21 protein-coding genes are annotated in these 21641 nt (G+C 45.8%); 17 read left to right on the top strand and 4 right to left on the bottom strand.

Features of this window, described 5'->3' with window-relative positions:
- Positions 1 to 197 precede the first annotated feature (197 nt).
- Positions 198 to 1142, top strand: a complete 945-nt coding sequence (locus GVO63_RS01980; protein WP_159577938.1) for a PDR/VanB family oxidoreductase — start codon at positions 198 to 200, stop codon at positions 1140 to 1142.
- 26 nt (positions 1143 to 1168) lie between these two features.
- Positions 1169 to 2221: a Rieske 2Fe-2S domain-containing protein gene (locus tag GVO63_RS01975; RefSeq protein WP_159577937.1), complete on the top strand. Its 1053-nt coding sequence runs from the start codon at positions 1169 to 1171 to the stop codon at positions 2219 to 2221.
- 147 nt (positions 2222 to 2368) lie between these two features.
- Here the strand turns inward: GVO63_RS01975 and GVO63_RS01970 are convergent, their stop codons facing one another.
- Positions 2369 to 3283, bottom strand: a complete 915-nt coding sequence (locus tag GVO63_RS01970; RefSeq protein WP_159577936.1) for a LysR substrate-binding domain-containing protein — start codon at positions 3281 to 3283, stop codon at positions 2369 to 2371.
- Between the two features lie 188 nt (positions 3284 to 3471).
- On the opposite strand from GVO63_RS01970, the gene GVO63_RS01965 reads away from it, so the two are divergent.
- From GVO63_RS01965 to GVO63_RS01940, 6 genes are read left to right on the top strand one after another with little or no spacing between them, the layout of a single operon-like run.
- Complete coding sequence (locus GVO63_RS01965; RefSeq protein ID WP_159577935.1) at positions 3472 to 4461, top strand: fumarylacetoacetate hydrolase family protein; 990 nt, start codon at positions 3472 to 3474, stop codon at positions 4459 to 4461.
- A complete protein-coding gene (locus tag GVO63_RS01960; RefSeq protein ID WP_159577934.1) occupies positions 4454 to 5242 on the top strand; it encodes a cyclase family protein in 789 nt (262 codons plus the stop codon). Before GVO63_RS01965 ends, GVO63_RS01960 begins: the two co-directional genes overlap by 8 nt.
- A 54-nt stretch (positions 5243 to 5296) precedes the next feature.
- Positions 5297 to 6454 (top strand): S9 family peptidase, encoded by a 1158-nt coding sequence (locus GVO63_RS01955; RefSeq protein ID WP_159577933.1) that lies wholly within the window; start codon positions 5297 to 5299, stop codon positions 6452 to 6454.
- A gap of 12 nt (positions 6455 to 6466) precedes the next feature.
- Positions 6467 to 7393: a VOC family protein gene (locus GVO63_RS01950; RefSeq protein WP_159577932.1), complete on the top strand. Its 927-nt coding sequence runs from the start codon at positions 6467 to 6469 to the stop codon at positions 7391 to 7393.
- A gap of 1 nt (position 7394) precedes the next feature.
- Positions 7395 to 7757: a Rieske (2Fe-2S) protein gene (locus GVO63_RS01945; RefSeq protein ID WP_159577931.1), complete on the top strand. Its 363-nt coding sequence runs from the start codon at positions 7395 to 7397 to the stop codon at positions 7755 to 7757.
- A complete protein-coding gene (locus GVO63_RS01940) occupies positions 7754 to 8881 on the top strand; it encodes an FAD-dependent oxidoreductase (protein ID WP_159577930.1) in 1128 nt (375 codons plus the stop codon). The genes GVO63_RS01945 and GVO63_RS01940 overlap by 4 nt, the downstream gene beginning before the upstream one ends.
- Before the next feature lie 555 nt (positions 8882 to 9436).
- Here GVO63_RS01940 and GVO63_RS01935 read toward each other — a convergent pair.
- Positions 9437 to 10645: an MFS transporter gene (locus GVO63_RS01935; RefSeq protein ID WP_159577929.1), complete on the bottom strand. Its 1209-nt coding sequence runs from the start codon at positions 10643 to 10645 to the stop codon at positions 9437 to 9439.
- A gap of 546 nt (positions 10646 to 11191) precedes the next feature.
- On the opposite strand from GVO63_RS01935, the gene GVO63_RS01930 reads away from it, so the two are divergent.
- Positions 11192 to 12178, top strand: a complete 987-nt coding sequence (locus GVO63_RS01930) for an MBL fold metallo-hydrolase (protein ID WP_159577928.1) — start codon at positions 11192 to 11194, stop codon at positions 12176 to 12178.
- A 248-nt stretch (positions 12179 to 12426) separates the two neighbouring features.
- Here the strand turns inward: GVO63_RS01930 and GVO63_RS01925 are convergent, their stop codons facing one another.
- Complete coding sequence (locus GVO63_RS01925) at positions 12427 to 13104, bottom strand: glutathione S-transferase family protein (RefSeq protein ID WP_159577927.1); 678 nt, start codon at positions 13102 to 13104, stop codon at positions 12427 to 12429.
- A 244-nt stretch (positions 13105 to 13348) separates the two neighbouring features.
- Positions 13349 to 14539: a LysR family transcriptional regulator gene (locus GVO63_RS01920; RefSeq protein WP_159577926.1), complete on the bottom strand. Its 1191-nt coding sequence runs from the start codon at positions 14537 to 14539 to the stop codon at positions 13349 to 13351.
- Between the two features lie 123 nt (positions 14540 to 14662).
- On the opposite strand from GVO63_RS01920, the gene GVO63_RS01915 reads away from it, so the two are divergent.
- From GVO63_RS01915 to GVO63_RS01880, 8 genes are all read left to right on the top strand, one after another.
- Positions 14663 to 15352, top strand: coding sequence for a 4-carboxy-4-hydroxy-2-oxoadipate aldolase/oxaloacetate decarboxylase (locus GVO63_RS01915; protein WP_159577925.1), 690 nt, complete (start codon positions 14663 to 14665; stop codon positions 15350 to 15352).
- Positions 15353 to 16441 carry a 4-oxalomesaconate tautomerase gene (locus GVO63_RS01910; protein WP_159577924.1) on the top strand — a complete coding sequence of 363 codons (1089 nt, stop codon included), beginning with the start codon at positions 15353 to 15355 and terminating at the stop codon, positions 16439 to 16441.
- Between the two features lie 28 nt (positions 16442 to 16469).
- Entirely contained in the window at positions 16470 to 17489 is a 1020-nt protein-coding gene (locus tag GVO63_RS01905; RefSeq protein ID WP_159577923.1) for an amidohydrolase family protein, read from the top strand.
- Positions 17486 to 18379, top strand: coding sequence for an amidohydrolase family protein (locus tag GVO63_RS01900; protein ID WP_159577922.1), 894 nt, complete (start codon positions 17486 to 17488; stop codon positions 18377 to 18379). Before GVO63_RS01905 ends, GVO63_RS01900 begins: the two co-directional genes overlap by 4 nt.
- A 9-nt stretch (positions 18380 to 18388) precedes the next feature.
- The gene (gene ligA / locus GVO63_RS01895) at positions 18389 to 18790 is read left to right on the top strand and encodes a protocatechuate 4,5-dioxygenase subunit alpha (protein ID WP_159577921.1); all 402 of its coding nucleotides are present in this window, start codon (positions 18389 to 18391) and stop codon (positions 18788 to 18790) included.
- Complete coding sequence (locus tag GVO63_RS01890; RefSeq protein ID WP_159577920.1) at positions 18777 to 19628, top strand: class III extradiol dioxygenase subunit beta; 852 nt, start codon at positions 18777 to 18779, stop codon at positions 19626 to 19628. Before ligA ends, GVO63_RS01890 begins: the two co-directional genes overlap by 14 nt.
- Before the next feature lie 2 nt (positions 19629 to 19630).
- On the top strand, positions 19631 to 20572 hold the full coding sequence (locus GVO63_RS01885) for a Gfo/Idh/MocA family oxidoreductase (protein ID WP_159577919.1): 942 nt from the start codon (positions 19631 to 19633) through the stop codon (positions 20570 to 20572).
- Between the two features lie 67 nt (positions 20573 to 20639).
- Positions 20640 to 21626, top strand: a complete 987-nt coding sequence (locus GVO63_RS01880; RefSeq protein WP_159577918.1) for an aldo/keto reductase — start codon at positions 20640 to 20642, stop codon at positions 21624 to 21626.
- The last annotated feature ends 15 nt before the right edge of the window (positions 21627 to 21641 follow it).

Raw genomic sequence — 21641 nt, 5'->3', positions numbered from 1 at the left:
AGAGCGCTGTCGGCTAATTGTGGATTGAGAGTCTATGCGATCTTAAACGGATTATAAACATTCAAGTGTGCATGTATTCAAATGTTGAAAAGTTATCAAGCTTGAAATACCGCTGTTAATTTAACGTTAAACATTGTTGACATGTCAACTATATTGTGGAGAATGAGGACATCTTTTGGCGATTACATGAGCGATTTATGTTTGAAGTTATCGTAAAACGTAAAATTGAAGAAACACACAAAATAATGAGTTTTGAGCTTGAAAGCGCGAGTGGGCAGGCGCTTCCTCCGTTTGAGGCTGGTAGTCATATCGATGTGAAAGTCGGTGAAGGGCTCATTCGCCAGTATTCTTTAATCAGTCATGAGCAATCGGATAAATTTTACAAAATAGCGGTATTGAGAGATGCGGCTTCCCGTGGCGGTTCTGTCGCCATGCATGACGATGTTAATGTCGGTCAGACTATTTCTATAAGTGAACCTAGAAACTTGTTTTCTTTGGACAGCACTTGTCAAAGGGCACTACTTTTTGCGGGTGGAATCGGTATTACGCCAATTATGTCGATGGCCGTTGAATTGTATCGAAATAATAAAGCGTTCGAGCTGCATTACTACACTCGCAGTAAAGAAGACACCGCTTTCTATGAGCAACTCAGTTCATGTGAATTTGCGTCAAATGTGTTCTTTCATTTCGATGGTGAAGAGAAAGCCGCGGATAAAATCATAGGACCTGCAGATAAAAACGCTCACCTTTATACGTGTGGACCAGCGGGTTTTATGGACTACATTTTTGATAGCGCGAGATTCAATGGCTGGGACGAAGCGCACCTGCATAAAGAGAACTTTAAAGCGGAACCTATTGCAGATAGCGCAGAGGATAGACCTTTTAAACTCATTCTTTCCCGAACGGGAATCGAACTCGACGTTGCTGTTGACCAAACTGCTCTGGACGCTATTGACGATGCCGGGATTGAGATCGACATGTCCTGCGAGATGGGCGTATGTGGAACATGTATTACACGCGTGCTAGAGGGGCAACCAGATCACAGAGACAGTGTGTTGACCGCTGCTCAAAAAGCGCAGAACGACGTATTTACGCCTTGTTGTTCTAGAGCAAAAAGCGACACCTTAATAATCGACCTCTAAGAAAGGCGTTTACGAACGGAGCATTTATGATTACTGATAATTCAATTGATACACCAAAGCAACGCAGTCCTTTTCCTCTAGATATGTGGTATCTGGCGGCTTTTAGTAAAGAGCTCAAAGACAAGCCGTTAGCACGAACACTGCTGAACCAACCTGTTGTGTTATACCGTGATTTGAATGGGGATGTTAACGCGCTTCAAGATAGGTGTTGCCATCGTCAATTGCCGTTGTCTATGGGAACGATCGAAGAAGGCGGCTTGCGGTGTGGATATCATGGTTTGCTTTTCGACGGTAAGGGAAAGTGTCTGGAAGTACCTGGGCAGCCAAAAGTGCCGCGCAAAGCGAAAGTCACACCTTATTTCGTGAAAGAGCAAGATGAATTAGTATGGATTTGGTTCGGCGCAGAAGAAGGGTCAGAGCCAGATGTAGCGCCTCCACGCTATGAATATCACAATGATCCTAAATACGTGTATGGTGGCGACGTCTATCACTACAACGCACCTTATCAACTCATACATGACAATTTGCTGGATTTAAGTCATCTAGGCTATGTTCACTTGAGGACTATTGGCGGTGATGCGAAAACGCATATGAACGCTCAAATGGACGTAGAATCAGAGGGCGACCAAGTAACAATAAAGCGCTATATGCCGAATTCGACGCCACCGCCAACTTATGTCGCAGCCTATCCGTTTAAGGGAAAAATTGATCGTTGGCAAGAGATTGAATTTTGTCCATCTCATATAAAAATTTGGACGGGCGGAATTGATGCAAATAGTGGCTCGGTAACTGACCCAAATAGGGAAGGTTTCCACATGCGAGGTTTGCATTGTATCACGCCGGAAACCGATGATACTTCCCACTACTTCTGGACAATAGCGACTAACCCGGTGACTGATATCGAAGAGGTAAAGCAAAAGGTTGTCGAGCAAACTCGTTTAACGTTTGATGAAGACAAAGTGGTAATAGAGGCGCAATTTAAAACGATGAAGCGCTTTAAAGGTCAGCCTATGATTGATATACACGTTGATGCTGGTGCCAACCACGCCAGACGTATTATATCAACGCTATGTGAGTAGGCGTCGGTTTTTCCAAACAGATAGTTGTTAACCAATAAACGCTTCTGGTGGAAAGTCCATCAGAAGCGTTTTCACTTCTAAGCGGGTAAGCGCGCTTGACCTAAAAGTCAAACAAAGCGTAGCGATTAAACGGCTCTATCTCAGCGGCTAGCTTGGGTTAAAAGGCGCGGCACAATCCACAATGTGCTGTCTTAACCAACGATGAACCGGATCGTTGTCGAGGGTTGGGGGCCACATCATGCTTTCCCTTAGCGGTGGAACATCAAAGGGGAGCTTGACGATTTTTACTAATTTTTCTTTCGCGTGAGCTTCAACGAATAGCTTTGGCAAAATCGCTATGCGGTTGGTGTTTATAAGGCTGTATAAAATGGTTGAAAAGTCGTTAGTGATAATCTCTACCTTTCTATTGGCTTCCATTTTATCAAATAACCACTTTTCTATACTCAGCATACTTGTTTTAGCTATACCTACTGAAACGTGACCAAATGAAGCATATTGTTCTTCCGTAAGCATGCCGTGTATGCGGTCATTATTAATATCCGCTACACACACCATTTCATCCTGTATCAATGGCTGATTAGGATAGTTGTCTACCATTACGGATTCGGGCGCTACCATTAGGTCAGCACCACCTTTGGCCAAAATGCTGACGTCATGCGCAAAAGGCGAGAGAAATTCAAAGGTAACTTTAGGGGCGATCACTGCAAGCCGAGCCAGCATATGCCTCAGCAATGATTGAATGATGTAGTCGGATGCAATGATTTTGAAATGGCGCTCACTCTCTTCAGGATTACTGGTTTTTCTGCCAATAATTGAGCCTCTTATCGTTGCTAAGACGCCTGCCACTGGGCCCTGTAGTTCCAGTGCGAATGGCGTTGGTTGCATTTTTTTACCCACTTGAACTAAAAGGTCGTCTTCGAAATAGGCACGGAGCCTTGACAGCACACCGCTGGTTGCCGACTGAGACAAATGAAGTCTTTCCGCACTGCGCGTAATGTTTTTTTCCTGCAATAAAATGTCTAAGGCAACTAACAAATTCAAATCAAGTTGTTCAAATCTCATGACGATTCTCGCTATAGCACGCACATAAATGCAAACCGACACTCCTGCGATTGGTGCGTTCTACTATCTGTTTTTCTGATGGTTGCTATCTAAACATTCAATTTTTTGGATTGCAAATAAAACATTAACATTAATATTACATTTTATTTTGGTTTATCTGCCATTAACAAGTTTATGGTTTCTTTCATATGAAGTTAGCGACGTTAAAAACGACACATCCTGATGGCAAGTTAGTCCTTGTGTCTAGTACAAGCAGCGAATGCCTTGATGTTACCGACATCGCGCCGACCATGCAGTATGCCCTGGAAAATTGGGGAAGTGTCGAGAGCGAATTGGCCGAGAAATATCAACGTCTAGCTGAAGGTAAAGTAACCGAGACTGAGCCATTTGACGGAGAAAAAGCGGATGCCCCTTTACCTAGGGCATGGCAATGGCTGGATGGTTCCTTATTCCTTAATCATGGCCATCTTATGCAAAAGGCTTTTCACCTAGATCCCATTGAAGATGCAGACAAATACCCGTTGGTATACCAAGGCGCAGGCAATCATTTTTTGAGCGGTAGTGACGACATAACCGTTGCCGACCTTAAGCACGGTATCGATTTTGAGGGTGAGTTTGGCGTTATCGTCGATGATATTGCAATGGGAAGTACGCCTGAGCAGTGTTTATCGAAAATCAGATTGGTGGTGTTACTTAACGACATTAGCTATCGCGCGTTAGGTCCCAGAGAGATGAAAACCGGCTTTGGTTTTGTATTAGCGAAAGGCGCAACGGCGTTTGCACCGATAGCATTAACGCCAGACGAACTCGGTGACCACTGGCGCAATGGCCGTGTTTGTTTACCGTTACAGGTAAGTCGAAATGGCAACGTATTTGGGACGCCTCACGGCGAAGAGATGCACTTTGGATTTCACGAACTCATCGCCCATGTTGCGCAAACAAGACCCATTGCTGCCGGAACTGTTTTTGGTTCTGGCACGGTTTCAAATGCAGACCCAAGTAGGGGACAAGCCTGTATTTCGGAGCTTCGGGCAAAAGAAATGATTATAAGTGGGGCGCCACAGACGCCCTTCATGGCAGAAGACGAGGTAGTCAGCATGAATGTCTTTGATGAACAAGGGCAGAGTTTATTCGGTGCTATTAACCAGCGTGTAAAAGTGAGTAAAGCGAATGTTTAATCCACGACACTACAACATTATCGATTTGTCAGTCACGTTAGATAACAACCCTTACACCGATCCACCGCCATTACTGCCGAAAATAGAATACACGGACCATCAGGAAGGTTGGCCTGAGATGGGGGCAATGTTCCCAGGTTTACAAAAAGATCAGCTGCCTGGCGATGAGGCATGGGCAGCAGAGCGTTTGAATATCACTACGCATAGTGGAACACACATGGATGCACCTTGGCACTATGCGTCGACTACCGACGGTGGTAAGCCCGCTTATGGCATTGACGAACTTCCCCTTGAATGGTGTTTTCAGCCCGGTGTTAAGCTCGATTTCAGAGACTTTCCAGATGGCTACGTTATTACCGCAGCGGATGTTGAAAAAGAACTCGCACGCATCAATCACACCCTTGAACCATTGGATATTGTTGTTGTGAACACACGGGCTGGAGCGCTTTTCGGTCAACCCGGCTATTTGGAGGCGGGCGTAGGCATTGGAAGAGAGGCGACGCTTTATTTACTAGAGAAAGGCGTAAAGGTAGTGGGCACTGACGCGTGGAGTTGGGATGCGCCTTTTAAGTACACCCGTGAGCGATTTGCTGAATCTGGTGACCCATCCATTATTTGGGAAGGTCATAAAGCGGGAAGAGACATTGGCTACGGGCAGATGGAGAAGCTAAGTAACTTAGAGGCGCTGCCCGCCAACGGATTTTTAATCTCGTGTTTCCCTTACAAAATAAAGCGGGCTTCTGCAGGTTTCGTTCGCGCCGTGGCGCTCTTGCCAAAATAAAACGGTATTAACACTTACCGTTAATACTCACTCTGATTTTAAGAGGTAAAAAATATGTTTAAGTACTTTCCAACTAATTACGTTTGGAATCTTTCGGTCGATTTAGCCATTGAAATGGGCGCGCGAATTGGCGAAATAGAGGAAATGTGTGCACCATTAAAAGAAGCCGCGAAACAGCCTGATAAAGAAGGTGTTCAGGCGTTTAGAGACACCTGGGCCAAAATGGCAGATAAGCTTTGTGTACTTGCTGAAGAAGACGAAGCAGCAGGACGTCTGTTATCAGCGGGAGAAAAATACAACCGTGCCGCATCCTATTTGATAACGTGTGAACGCTTGCAAGCCCATAAAGCACCGGGTCGCTTAGAGCTGTATAAACGCGAACTCGACTTGTTCCAAAAGGCGATTACCTTAGGTAAAGAAAACTGCGAAAGAGTAGAGATCCCTTACGAGGGTAAACACCTTAGCGCACTTTACGTAAAGGCTGAAAATGTTGATGGCCCGGCACCCATTCTTATCCAAGTCAACGGCCTAGACTCTACCAAAGAAATGAAATACCGCGTTGGTCTGCCAGCATGGCTTGCCAAACGCGGTGTGTCGTCCTTAGTTGTCGATCAGCCCGGCACCGGTGAAGCACTTCGATTGCAAGGTCTACATGCACGTTATGACAGCGAACATTGGGCGAGCCCTATTGTTGACTATTTAGAAAGTCGCGACGATGTAGACAGTAAACGCATCGGTATGGAAGGCGTATCGCTGGGTGGATATTTCTGTCCACGAGCCGTCGCAAATGAACCACGTCTCGCACTTGGTGTGTGCTGGGGAGCCAACCATGATTGGCGCGACGTACAGAAACGCCGCTTAGAAAAAGAAGGTGACTTCCCTGTCCCTCACTACTGGGCGCACGTTCAGTGGGTGTGGGGAGCGAAAGACATGGATGAATTCATGGAAATCGCTGAAAACGTGCACCTTGATGGTCAGGTTGAGAAAATTAAGGTGCCTTTCCTTGTTACTCACGGCTCGAAAGACTCTCAAATTCCACTCAAATGGGCTGAACGTACTTATGAGCAGCTTGTAAATAGCCCGAAACGTGAACTTAAAGTATTTACCGAACGTGAAGGCGGCGTGCAGCATTCGAGTTTCGATAACAGTATCAATGCAGGCCAATACATTGCGGACTGGGTAGCTGAAACATTTAACGCACGCACGGCATAAACGGAGAACACAATGAATATAATTGGACCAGACAAATTAATCTTTGGCGTTGATGACGTTGAAGCATGTCGTCAGTTTGCACGTGATTACGGTTTAGCTGAGCAAGGCGAGCACAGTTTTGTTGCGTTAGACGGCACAGGTATTGAAGTGCGTAGTAGAGACGACGAGTCGTTACCCGCGGCGTTGGCGTCAGGCTCTATGTTACGAAAAACGGTTTACGGTGTTGCTGATCAAGCCACACTTGACCAAATCAAGGCAGAACTTGAAACCGATCGCGACGTAAAGGTACTTGAAGATGGCAGCATCGAGCTGCTTGACGATTTGGGTTTTGTGCTAGGTTTTCAAGTCACCGTGCGTAAAGCCGTCGACCTTGCAGCAGAGCGCGTTAACTCGGTTGCACAGTGTAACCGTGGTATTAACCACGTTGGCGTGTCTAAAGATCATAAGCCGAGCATTCAAACTTTATCGCACGTTGTGTACTTTGTGCCAGATCCCGTGAAAGCAGAGGCCTTTTACGAGAAGCGTTTAGGCTTTGTAACCACCGACCGTTTTACCGGTGTAGGCCCTTTTATGCGTCCGGCAGGGACACAAGATCACCACACTCTATTCTTCATCGGCACGCCACCACATATGCAAGGTTGTGAACACTTTACGTTCCATTTATCTGGCCCGACTGATGTGATGCAGGCCGGCACCAATATGGTGAATAAGGGTTACCAAAGTTTTTGGGGACCGGGTAGACACCTCTTTGGTTCGAATTGGTTTTGGTATTTCAAAAGCCCCTTTGGCTGCAACATGGAGTTCGATGCTGATATGGACCAGCATGATGACAGCTGGACGGGTCGCGAAGCAATGATGGGCCCTGATAACTCTCAGGCGTTCTTACTGCAATACCGCGAAAAGTGGGCGCCGGCAGGTGGTCCACCACCGAAAGCATAGAATGAACAAGATACATTTGGGCGCCGTTAGCGACTTTAATGACGGTGAAGCGAAAGGCTTCGATATAAATAACGTCGGAGCCGACACTTTCTTTGTAGTACGAAAAGGCAATGAGATGTTTGCTTATGTCGATATTTGCCCGCACTACAACGACACGTCTTTGCCGTGGAAGCGCCATATGTATTTGGACAATCAATCTCAACACATCGTCTGTGCAGCGCATGGTGCGCTATTTGACATAGAGGATGGTTATTGTTTGCAAGGCCCTTGTTTGGGCCAAACGTTAAGAAAAGTGCCAATAGAAGTGTCGGCAGACAACGATATTTGGATACGTCTTACGACTATTGAGGAGTTCAACTTATGAGCCCAAATCTAAGTAATATTCTAATCATCGGTGGCGGTTTCTCCGGCATGACAGCAGCCATCCAGTTAAGTAAGCTCAACTACAATATCGACTTAGTCGAAATTGACCCTAATTGGCGTACGGACGGGGCGGGAATTAGTATAGGCGGTGCTACATTAAGGGCCTTTGACACGATAGGCATTCTTGACGAGTTCTTAGAAAAAGGCAACGCTCACAATGGTTTGGATGTACATGCTCCTCACGGTTTGCATCTTGCTCATGTACCTACGCCGCCGATGAGCGATAAAATCCCTGGTTCTGCTGCTATTATGCGACCAGAACTCGCGAAGATTCTCGCGAAGAAAACCCGTGAATCTAATGTAAACATTCGCTTAGGTTGCACATTCGAAAACATTGTTCACAAAGAAGACACAGTAGACGTTACGTTTACAGACGGTACCACCAAAACTTACGATTTGGTTATTGGTGCAGACGGCGTGAATTCGAAAGTGCGCAAAGCCGTATTCCCGGAAGCTGCTGAGCCTAAATATGTTGGGCAGGGAGTATGGCGGGCAGTGTTGCCCCGTTTGCCTGAAATTAACAATACACATATGTGGGTAGGCCCTCGTTTAAAAGTGGGCGTAAATCCCATGTCTAAAGACGATATGTATCTGTTTTTAACAGAGGACAAAGAAGTCAAACAGCGTGAAGAAAAGAGTGAGTATGTCACCCGTCTGAAAGACCTCATGATGAATTTTAGTGCGCCGGCCGTTCAGCAACTCGCTGGTATGCTAAACAACGATTCACTCATTGATTTTCGCGCGCTAGATAATTTGCTGGTTCCCTTGCCATGGTTTAAGAACCGTGTAGTCATGATAGGCGATACCGTTCATGCGACGACACCGCATTTAGCATCAGGTGCGTGCATTGGTATTGAAGACGCTATAGTGCTTGCTGAAGAGCTGGCTCAGCATGACGATGTAACTGTTGCCTTGGAAGCTTATCAAAACCGTCGATGGGAACGTTGCAAAATGGTTGTAGAAAACTCTGGTCGTTTAGCGCAAATTGAGATTGAGGGTGGCGACAAGGAAGAGCACACCAACATTATGCGAGAAAGCATGATAGCGTTGGCGAAGCCGATTTAATAAAGCCGTTATTTAGTAACGCTAAATAAACAACATTCCTCCCTAAACCTTACTTTTGAAACGTTCGTGGTAATGAAGTACTACGAACGTTTTTTTATGTGCTCTATATACGTTCACCATTCACCATTCACCGTTCCTCGTTCACTACTTCTCATTCAAAATTGAAGTTAATTACGTAATGTAGCGCTAGTTGAAATATACAGTGACACACCAGCGTAGACGTTTTCTATGGATGTCCATTCAAGGTATCCATTCGAGATGCCCTTTCGAGGTGCCATAGCCCGGTGATGCTTACGTGCTTCAAACACAAACTCAAACACAAACAACCACCAACAAACTTATGGTGCGCCACGAAGCGGTTATCCGAAGCAGTTACAACAGCTACTTCAAGGTATTTGCGTTTAAAGAAACCGGCTTTATATGACTCAACGTTATTGTTAAGCGATGGTGCGAATTCAGCGGTGGAAGGAAGGTCGATTAGGGCAAGAGCAGGCAAAGAAAAGGGAGGAAAGGTGACCCTTTTCCTCCCTTCACCCAGGGAAATTTGAACGTGAGTTAATCACTCACTAAACTGCTAGCGCCTTTAATTTTCGTTAACGCAAATACCAGTCCAGCGGCACAGAAGCCTGCCATAAGCATTAACACAGTCTCCAGACCACCCAAGTTCGCTTGCAATGCAGCAATCGCAATGGGCGCAGAAAACTGACCTAAAAAGAATGCACCTGTCCATAGACCTGTGCCTCGCCCTCTTACATTTTCTGGAAGTTCTTTCAACACCCAATTGAGCATGGTGGGTAAGAGTAAACCAGAGCCGAAACATGTAATAATGGCGCCTGCGCTGGTGACCAACAAACTGATTGATAGCGACGCTAGTAAATAGCCAATAGCTGCCAACCCTAAACCAAGTGATATGAGCTTAGGTGCTGACGCCCCTTTAAAGCGGCGAAATGACATCGAACCCGCCGCTACGCCAATATTAACTGCTGCGCCAATGCCACCGATAATTGCGGGAGAAACCGCGCTGGTCAAAGCCAGTATTTCACCAAGCTTAACAATAACGGTGTAAAAAACGATGCCGACAAAGAGCGTGATTAAAAGCAAAGGTAAGATACGCGCCCAAGGTAATGGTAAAGCGGAATTTTCTTCTTGCGCCCGTTGAGACGGTTCAAACAATAAAATTGCGGAAAAAAGCGCGATAGGTAAGGCGACTAAATACAGTAAAAATGGTCCGCGTGAACCTAAGAATTCACCAAGTAAGCCGCCAACGGCAATTAATGCAATGGCACTTAAACTCACGGTAGCGATTTGAATAGACACCCAACGCTGTCTTTGTTTGCCGGTAAAGTAATCTGCGATCAGCGCTGTTGCGACAGTCATAATGGCTGCTTCAGCAATGCCAAGTACCACTCTCGCGGCAATGATTTGAAACAGGTTTTGCAAGAAAAACGGCACTACTCCGATAATGGCATAAATCACAAGTGATGATATCAATACGGGCTTTCTACCGAATTTATCCGAAATCCATCCTGCAAAAGGTGAAAATATAGCCACACAAAGCGCGGGGATGGTCATAGCGATAGGCACGAGGAATTGTGATCCCTGTACCTCACCAAACTCTTCTAATAACAGAGGCAATACTGGTACTAAAGAGATGATAGCCATCGCCGGCATAATTGACGCTAGTATTAGGATGATACCGTGTTTGGTCGACGCCAAACTGGCGGGTGCCTCATTAACAGGGGAGTGAATTACGTTGCTATTCATTCTGCAGATTTCCATTTGGTGGTGTTAATAGCGAAGTTAGGAAACGTCAGAGTGAAGTATTGACCTTATATACCGAAGCGCCTAACGTTTACTTGCTATTAACACCTATAATAATACTTATTAAAGATATTCTAACATCTGGTATGCAGGTGATAGTGGATTTATCTGATTTAATGTATCGACCAAACTGATAGGTTGGCATGGAATCATGAATTAACCGGCTTCTAATACGCCGTATTTCAAACCTCATCTCCACCCATTCTCTACTCGCGGGTAGTGGTTTGCTAAATAAGTGTAAACTTTATGTATCTGTATTATTAATGTAATGTATCTGAAAAATCGAATTGCTCAATGGTTATCCTGATAATAGGCTAGTGCTCTCGGTTAGTAGATGTTTCCTTCTCAGTTGAAAATAGGTGAAGAAGCAAACGCCATAACGAATTAATGAATACTAGATGGTCTATATCTTAAAAAGCAGCTATTCATTGCTTTACTGCTTTTATCTTCGAAGGTGAGCATTTGGTAAATTTACAGGAGCAGTAACATATGTTGAAACGCAGCGTCAAAACCATGGCTTTGGTTGTTCTTTCAAGTCTCTTTATTTCTTCACAAGGTTGTGCCAACGAATCTAAAGATGAATGGATCACGCTTGGTACTATGGCCGGCCCTATTCCTAATGCTGTTAACTCACAACCCGCTAATGCCATGATTGTTAATGGTAATACCTATGTTGTTGATGCTGGCGACGGCACAGCAGGGCAACTCGCCAAGGCTGGTCTAAGTCTAAAAGGGGTTAAAGCGGTTTTCATAAGCCATTTGCATTTTGATCACACAGGCGGTCTTCCGGCAATATTAGGACTGCGTTGGCAAACCAATACGTTCAGCGATTTAACTGTTTACGGTCCACCTGGAACGAAAGCCACTGTGGAGGGTATCTTTCAATTCATGCGTATAGGCACTGAAGGTGGTTATGGTGTTCCCGGTCAGGTGGGTAAACCGGCAAATACCAATGTTCACGTTGTAGAACTGGGCGACGGCGACACAGTTACGAATGATGATTTTTCAGTCACGGCTATAAGAAACACGCACTACAGCTGGCCAGAGAATAGCGAAGAGTGGAAGAAGTACATTGCACTTTCCTACAAGTTTGATGTTGACGGAGCCTCAGTTGTTTATACTGGCGATACGGGTGAAAGTAAGGCCCTTATAGCGTTGGCAAAGAATGCAGATTTGTTGGTCAGTGAAATGATGGATATCGACCACACAATTGACCTTGTCGTTAAAGCCAACCCTAATATGCCTGAACAGGTTGCCTTAGGCATGCGGAAACACTTATCTAACCACCATGTTACCCCGCAACAAGTGGGCGAGATGGCAACGCAAGCCAATGTTAAAAAGCTGGTTGTCACCCATATGTCTCCCGCTTTACTTAAGCCAGAGCATTATGAGAAGTACACAAGTGCAGTGGCAGAGCACTACGACGGCGATGTAACACTGGCTAAGGACTTAGACAGATTTCCAATCGGTAAATAACCGCGTACCTTCAACCATAACGAATGCCGCCCATGTTGTATCAAAAGCAATATGGGCGGCTTTTTTTAACGTCTCATTATTCCTTAAAAGCCAACGTTAGCTATTTTTCTGCGACACCCACTGGTCGAAAACGGCTATCGTATCTAGACAAGCTATGTTATCGAGACAAGCTATGTTATCAAAACAGGCTATATCATCGAGACACGCTATTTTATCTGGACAAGCTTATGTTATCGAGACACGCTATATTATCGAGAAATATTCTTTGGCTTAAATAATAGTCCTTCGCTTTCGAGTATTTTGCTGGCTTCGTTATCTCTGGCTATTGCACGTTGCACTGCGGGGCGTTGCTCCATACGTCTGGCGTGGTCGCAGTAATTAGGGAACTTGTCGACATGATACCCCGCGCCTTCAACGCGCCAAAAACACCAGTATAAGTACGCATCCATAGCCGACCATTCATCACCATACCACCACTGCTTTTCATCTAGTCGTTTATCGATAAGACCAAAAAACTCGTCCATGGCGTTAATGGCAATATCTTGAACCGTTCTAGCATTGTCTTCACCGGCAAAAAAGCTGGGCATTCTGATACGGGTAACGAGTGGGTGTAGCGTTGATGAGCAAAAGCACAGGTCGGCAAGCTGTTTTGCTTGTTCCATGGCGTTTTGTGCTTTTGGAAGTAATTTGCCATGCACTTGGTTTAAGAATGAAATAATAGCTACATTTTCACTAAGCGCTTGGTCTCCATAAATCAGTGCCGGCACCTTTCCCGTTGGATTCTTCTGTTTGAATGCTGGAGATTTGTGCTCGCCTTTCATAAAGCGAACCACTTCAGTCTTAAAGCTGAGTTCCAACTCTTCCAGCACAATACTGGTGACTTTGGCGCAACTTCCAGGGGACATGTAGAGAACGATATCAGTCATTATATTTTTCCGTTAAACACATATTTCATCTTGTATATGCAAGACATGGGAAAAAAAGCATAACTAAACTGTGCTTGTGTCACTAGTCGATGATTTTCATGGTAGCTATCTGTAAATCCGATAAAACAATTGCTGTGAAGTAACGCGAGCAAGAAGGTTAAGAATGCTAATTGCGACGATAAACAAAAATGTTAAATGCTGATAAACCGGCAAGATTCTTATCAAGAATGACAGGGACGCTTTTCTATATCAAAAAATCTTTTTCAATGATTCGCAAAAACGCTTTTTGAACCTCAGTGGGTTGCCAGTTTTTGCGAACCGTTAGGCCTATTTCACGTCTGCTTTCGTGAATAATCGCTGGGCAAACGGCGAGCAACCCGCAAGAAACTTCGACCTCTACCTGCTTGGCAGGCAGTAAAGACGCCCGTTCACTGTTTAGCAAAATACCCCTGATAGCAGCAAGAGCGCTGCATTCAATGATGTCTTTGGGGGCCTCGAGTCCTCGGCTTTTGAATATATCGTCAAACACTTGTCTTGATGGTACCCCTTTGCTCGGCACCACCCATTTTAACTGTTCAAGTGTGTTATCGGTTAGTTGTTTTACATCGGCAAGGGGATGGCCCGCTTTCACAACGAGACTTAAAGGGTCGTCAAACAACTTGTGCTGAGTGATGTCAGCGTGAGGGGCTGGATGGCGAAGTGCGCCCACAATGACATCTAAGTGACCATTTAATAGCGCATTAAGTTGTTCATCGTAAGGCCCATCAACAATAGTCGTGCGTGCTAAAGGGTATCTTTCAAGAAGTTTCAGAACGGATTTTGGCACAATAGCGGCGGTTGATAGCGGCAAGCTGCCTATTTTTATTGTTCCATCCATACGCCCGTCGGCTTCTGCCAACTCTTCTAGCCCCTGGTGTATTTCAGCAATAAAAAGGTTAGCAAAACGCCTAAGTTGACGTGCTCGCCATGTAGGCTCTACACCTGTGGGAGAGCGGTGAAATAAAGATTGTTCGCACAGGTTTTCTAAATTTTTAATAGATTTATGCAGCGTGGGCTGACTCAGCCCTAATCGTGCGGCAGCAATGGTATAGCTATGGGACTCTGCTACTTTAACAAATGCATTTAACTGTCTACTGGTAATCGACCTCACAAAGGATTGACGCTTGCGTTTGTCGGTTGCATAAAGCGTGGATGCAAATTCAAATAAGTAGTCAAAAGCCCTATTTGCCCGCGTCAAAAAGCGATTGCCTACAGGCGTAGCAAACATCCCCGTGCTCGAACGACTGAACAGTTGTTGTCCCAGTTCGTTTTCGAGTTTATTAATACCTTGCGTAAGCGCAGACTGCGACAGGTGCATTTGCTCAGCGGCTGCTGTTAACGTGCCCTTGTTGTTGATTTCGATAGCGCTAAGTAGATGTCTCAGGTTTAACTGCATAAACGCGTCTTGGTATGTTTTTTTAGCATTATAGAAAAAACTAATGGCTTGTGTCACTTTTCTAAACGGTTTGTTTCGTAAATTTGTTGCAGACTGACTGTAGAACAATTGCGAGGAGCTTTTATGCCAATTTGTGTGACAGATATCCCAAGACCATCACAAGACATTGTGAAGCAGTATCAAGGCGCTGAAGTGGCCACTGTCCACGAGGCACAGGGAAGGAAAGGGCTGTTGGCTGAATATATGCGCCCTATATATCGTCCTGCCAAAATTGCCGGCCCTGCGGTTACCTGCGAGGTGGCGCCAGGGGACAACTGGATGATTCATGTTGCTGTCGAACAATGTCAGCCAGGTGATGTTTTAGTGGTTAAACCAACAAGCCCGTGTATTGATGGTTATTTTGGCGATCTGTTGGCGACCTCATTAAAAGCAAGAGGTGTATTGGGGCTAATTATTGACGGTGGTGTAAGAGACATTGCAACACTGACAGAAATGCAGTTTCCCGTGTGGTCAAAAGCCGTTTTTGCTCAGGGTACGGTGAAAGAAACGATTGCCAATGTGAATGTGCCAGTAACCTGTGCAGGCGCCTACATCTGCCCAGGCGATCTCATTGTTGCTGATGACGACGGTGTTGTTGTGGTTGCACGAAATGAAACGGAAACCGTGTTAGAAAAAATGAACGCCCGCATTGCGAATGAAGATGCAAAACGTGTTCGTTTTGAAAATGGAGAGCTAGGCCTTGATGTCTATAACTTTCGAGAAAGGCTCGCTGCAAAAGGGCTTCGCTACGTAAAATACGACGAGCAAAATTAAATGCTGACCTCAGTTCCTTGTTACCTAATGCGAGGCGGTACATCTAAGGGGTTATATTTTCTCAAAGATGACTTGCCTTACGATGTAGAAGCGCGAAATGCACTATTGCTAAAGCTTATGGGCTCGCCCGATGCGCGTCAAATTGATGGTTTAGGCGGTGCACATCCATTAACCAGTAAAGTGGCAATTGTGAGTCGTTCTTCCCGTGAAAACACGGATGTTGACTACTTATTTTTGCAGGTCACTGTGGATAAGGCCCAGGTGAGTGATGCGCAAAATTGCGGCAACATTTTAGCGGGCGTAGGCCCCTTTGCTATAGAAAAAGGTCTAGTGCAGGTTGAGACATTAGATGCTTACGCAGATGTTCGTATCCATATGGTTAACACCGGTTCAGATGCTGTAGCGCGAGTACAGTTATCCGAAGGAAAAGTTAACTATCAGGGCAACGCTACCATTGACGGCGTGCCTTCAGCCAGTGCCCCTGTGCTTATCAACTTCTTAGACATCGCCGGCTCTAGCTGCGGTGCGCTCTTCCCAACGGGCAATGCGGTTGACACCATATTAGGTGTGGAAGTGACCTGCATCGACAACGGCATGCCTGTTGTGTTGCTCAATGCGCAAGACTTTGGACTCAGCGGTAACGAATTGCCCAATGAACTAGAAAGTAACACCGCGCTTTGCAAGCACATAGAGTCAATAAGATTACAGGCTGGACAAATGATGAATTTAGGTGACGTATCAAAGAAAACCGTTCCTAAAATGAGTCTGGTGTCTCGCCCCAATGCGGGTGGATTAATCAACACGCGTACCTTTATTCCCCATCGAGTGCACGACGCAATCGGCGTGCTAGGCTCGGTGAGTGTAGCAACGGCGTGTGTGTTACAGGGCACGGTAGCAAACACGCTTCTTCAACAGTCATTCGGTGACGGAACTGTCGTTGTTGACGTTGAGCATCCTACGGGGCAATTCAGTGTTGAGATGGATATTACGCATAGCACGAGTTTGTCTGAATTTGTTGTAAACCGAGCAGCGCTATTGCGAACCGCTCGTTTACTTATGCGCGGTGAAGCATTTGCTGACTGCGAGTAAGCGTTTACTCAGTTAACCAGGAATATTTATGATTATTGATTGTCATGGCCACTACACCACAGCCCCTGAGCCGCTTCAACTTTTTAGGGAAGCGCAGATTGAAGCTTACAAAACGGGCAAAGCGCTTCCGGAAGTCCCTTTCATAAGCGATGATCAAATTCGAGAGAGCATTGAAAAAAATCAGTTAAAGCTGTTAGAGGCGAGAGGGCTTGATATGACTATCTTCTCTCCTCGTGCCTCGGCAATGGCCCATCATATTGGTGATGAAGCAGTGTCGAAACAGTGGACTCGAGCTTGTAACGACTTAATCCACCGCGTGGTAGAGTTATACCCTAAAAAATTCATTGGTGTGTGCCAGCTACCTCAATCGGTTGGGGTTCCTATTGAAAATTCTATTGAGGAACTTGAGCGTTGCGTAAAAGAACTCGGATTCGTTGGTTGTAATCTCAACCCCGATCCTTCAGGAGGCCATTGGAATTCTGCGCCACTGACTGACAAAAGCTGGTATCCCTTCTACGAGAAAATGGTTGAGTTAGATGTGCCGGCAATGATCCACGTGTCGGGCTCGTGCAACCCTAATTTTCACGCAACGGGCGCGCACTATATGAATGCCGACACCACTGCGTTTATGCAATTTTTGCAGGGCAACTTATTTAAAGACTTCCCTGATTTACGATTTATTATTCCACATGGCGGTGGTGCCGTGCCTTATCACTGGGGGCGTTATCGCGGTTTAGCCGATATGTTAAAACAGCCACCACTGAATGAGCATGTCATGAAAAATGTTTACTTCGATACATGTGTTTATCACCAGCCTGGTATCGATTTGTTGTTCGATGTGATTGATATCAAAAATATTCTGTTTGGCTCAGAGATGATTGGCGCCGTTCGCGGTATCGACCCACAAACAGGCTATTATTTCGATGATACCAAACGCTATGTTGATGCCCTTGATTTATCTGAATCTGATAAAAGAAAAGTGTACAGTGAAAACGCGCGACGGGTTTACCCAGGTTTAGACAAACGCTTAAAGAGTTTAGGATTATGAGTCAGTTTACAAAAGACGCCGATTGGCTGGATTGGCATCCTGCGCCACGCAAGCCATCTTTCGTTGTTCCCGACGGTGCCGTGGATGCTCATTGCCATGTTTTTGGGCCGGGCGACCAATTCCCTTTTGCTCCTCAGCGTAAATATACGCCTTGTGATGCATCAAAAGACCAGCTTTGGGCATTGCGAGACCATTTAGGTTTTAGCCGCAATGTCATTGTTCAAGCGACGTGCCACGGGGCTGATAATCGCGCTTTGGTAGATGCACTCAATGCTTCTGGCGATATGGCAAGAGGCGTTGCAACCATAACGCAGGATATCACCGACGAGGAATTGCGTGAATTACACAATGCCGGGGTGCGCGGTGTCAGATTCAACTTCGTTAAACGCCTGGTTGATGCATTGCCGTTTGATTCTCTGGAAGCCATAGCCAATCGTATTAAAGATTTAGGTTGGCATATTGTTATTTATTTTGAAGCACAAGATTTGCCTGAACTGTATGACTTTTTCACCCGCCTGCCCACAACCGTCGTTGTCGACCACATGGGGCGTCCCGATGTCAGTAAGCCGGTAGACGGCGAAGACTTCGGCCTGTTTTTAAAGTTGCTTTCAGAAAATGAAAACTTCTGGTCTAAGGTAAGCTGTCCTGAGCGACTGTCGCTGCTAGGCCCTTCAGAAGACTACCGCGATGTTGTTCCTTTTGCGCGCAAAGTTGTGGAAAGCTTCCCTGATAGAGTGTTGTGGGGTACTGACTGGCCGCATCCGAATATGAAGAATCACATGCCTGATGATGGGCAACTCGTGGATGTTATTCCGCATATCGCGGTAACTGAAGAACTGCAGCACAAGCTATTGGTGGCGAACCCAATGCGCCTATATTGGAGCGACTAAGGAAATACTATGTCTTTAGATAAACCCTACAAAAATATACCCGGTACCACCATTTTTGATGCCGAAATGGCAAGCAAAGGCTTCCATTTAAATCAATTTTGCATGTCGTTAATGAAAGCGCCTAACCGTGAAAAGTTTAAAGCCGATGAGCGCGCCTACCTTGACGAGTGGCCAATGACGGAAGAGCAAAAACAAGCGGTACTAGCAAGAGATTACAACGCAATGATGAAGACAGGCGGCAATATCTATTTTCTCGCCAAAATTTTTTCCAGCGATGGGCTTAGTTTTCAGTTTGCTGCCGCCACCATGACCGGCATGAGCCAGCAAGATTACGCACAAATGATGCTTGATGGTGGGCGTAACGTTAACAGCCCATTGAATTTGGAGGGCGCTGAAAATGGCCAAAATTAGTGCAGGAATAGCAACGTCTCACGTACCCGCGATAGGCGCAGCAATCGATAATAAAAAAACGACGGAGGCCTACTGGCAGCCAGTTTTTGAAGGCTATGAATACGTTAAACAATGGGTTAAAGAGCAAAAGCCTGATGTGGTGGTTTTGGTATACAACGATCACGCCAGTGCATTCGACGCGAATTTTGTGCCCACCTTTGCCATCGCCACCGGTGAAGAGTTTAAGCCCGCGGATGAGGGTTGGGGTCCACGCCCTGTGCCGAGCGTAAAAGGCCATCCGGCCCTTGCCTCGCACATTGCGCACTCTGTCATTCAAGATGATTTTGACCTTACTGTTGTAAACACCATGGACGTTGACCACGGGCTTACGGTGCCGCTTTCATTGGTGTTCGGTGAACCAGAGAATTGGCCTTGCAAAGTCATTCCTATTGCTGTGAACGTGGTGCTTTATCCGGTGCCATCGGGTAACCGCTGTTACCAGCTAGGAAAAGCGATTCGCAAAGCCGTCGAGAGCTTTGATGAAGACTTAAATGTCCAGATTTGGGGCACGGGCGGCATGAGTCATCAGCTGCAAGGGCCGCGTGCGGGCTTAATTAATAAAGAATTTGATAATGCCTTTTTAGATAAAATTGTTGATGACGCCGATGAGCTCGCCAAGCTTGAACATCTTAAGTATGTGGAGCAAGCCGGCTCTGAGGGTATTGAACTGGTGATGTGGCTAGTGATGAGAGGCGCTTTAAATAAAAACGTTGAGCTTAAAAAGCGTTTTTATCACGTTCCTGCGTCTAATACGGCAGTAGGTCATCTTGTGTTAGAGAATGTTGAGGAAGAGGGATAAGTATGAAAGTTATCGTAGCTGGCCCCGGTGCCTTTGGTATAAAGCACTTAGACGGCATAAAAAATATCGATGATGTAGAGGTTGTCGGTCTGGTTGGGCGAAGACTTGAAAATACACAAGCGGTAGCCAATGAATACGGCATTCCAAATGTGTTCACCAGCTTAGATGAAGCACTTAAGCTAGAGGCTGACGCGGTTATTTTGTGTACCCCTACACAACAACATGCTGCGCAATCGATTCAGTGCATGAAAGCGGGTAAACATGTGCAGGTGGAAATTCCATTAAGTGACAGTTGGAAAGACGCTCAAGCCGTGCTTGATGTGCAAAAAGAGACCGGCCTTACTTGTATGGTAGGCCATACGCGCCGCTTCAATCCTTCACATCAATGGATAAATAAGCGTATTAACAAAGGTGAGTTGAACATTCAGCAAATGGACGTTCAAACGTATTTCTTTCGCCGCAAAAACATTAACGCGAAGGGAGAGGCCCGTTCGTGGACCGATCACCTGCTATGGCACCACGCTGCTCACACCGTAGATCTGTTTGCCTATCAAGCGGGTAGCAAGATAGTGAAAGCAAACGCTATCCAAGGGCCTATTCACCCAGAGTTGGGGATAGCACTGGATATGTCTATTCAGCTTCAGGCTGAAAACGGTGCTATTTGTACGCTGTCTTTGTCTTTTAACAACGATGGCCCGTTAGGGACATTCTTCCGTTACATATGCGACAATGGCACCTATATCGCGCGCTATGACGACTTGGTTAACGGTAAAGAAGAACCCATTGATGTATCGAATGTCGACGTATCAATGAATGGTATTGAACTTCAGGATCGCGAGTTTTTTGCTGCCATTAAAGAAGGCCGTGAGCCTAATTCGAGTGTGGCGCAAGTACTAAACTGCTATCAGGTTTTACATCAACTTGAACAGCAGTTAGAAAGCTAACGTTTATTCGTACGTTATTTCTTACAAGAACCGGCAAAAAGTAAAACACTGAAAAAGAGGAGTGAATATGGAAAACCGTAAATTAGCGGGCTGTGAGATACCCGCCATTGGATTAGGTTGTATGAACTTAAGCCATGCCTACGGTACTCCTCCTTCAGAAGCCGAGTCCATTGCGCTATTACACAGCGCATTAGACTTAGGCGTTACTCACCTTGATACCGCAGCGCTATACGGGTTTGGAAAAAATGAGCAGTTGCTAGGAAAAGCGCTTAAAGGTAAGCGTCAGAATGTGTTTTTAGCCAGTAAATGCGGCATGACAGGCGTGGATGGTAAACGTGTTATTGACGGCAGGCCACAAACGCTAAGAGCGACCATTGAGCAGTCGCTGCGTCATTTACAGACCGATGTACTAGACCTTTATTATCTGCATCGCTGGGACCGCTCGGTGCCTATTGAAGAGAGCGTTGGAGCGCTTTCGCGTATGGTAGAAGAGGGTAAAATAAAGGCAATTGGTTTGTCTGAGGTTTCCGCCACTACTATTCAAAAAGCCCACGAGGTTCATGCTATAGCGGCAGTTCAATCAGAGTATTCGCTGTGGAGCAGAAATGTTGAAATTGCGGTTTTAGACAAATGTCGTGAGCTTGATATTGCGCTGGTTGCCTTTTCACCCCTTGCGCGCGGTTTTCTCTCGGGAGATATTACTGATAGTGGTGCCTTTACCGATGGCGATATTCGAAAGGGGATGCCGCGTTTCCAAGCCGAGCATTTGCCGACTAATTATCAATTACTGAGTGTGATAGATGAGATGGCCAATGAGCTTCAATGTACTAAAGCGCAAGTGGCGCTTGCATGGGTACTGCAGCAGCACGAATGCATACATGCTATTCCAGGCACAACAAATCTTAGCCATTTAAAGGATAATGTGGCAGCGCAAAAAATAAGGCTAAGTGCTAGCCAGTTGCAAGTGTTAGCCGATAGTTTCGCACCGCAAAAAATCAGCGGGCCAAGATACCCACAGGCGACACAGCTAGAAATTGATACTGAAGAGTTTTAAGTGCTAAGGCGCGCA

The sequence above is a fragment of the Alteromonas sp. KUL106 genome (assembly GCF_009811415.1).
GTDB lineage: Bacteria > Pseudomonadota > Gammaproteobacteria > Enterobacterales > Alteromonadaceae > Alteromonas.
This window is presented reverse-complemented; position numbering and strand designations above follow the sequence as displayed.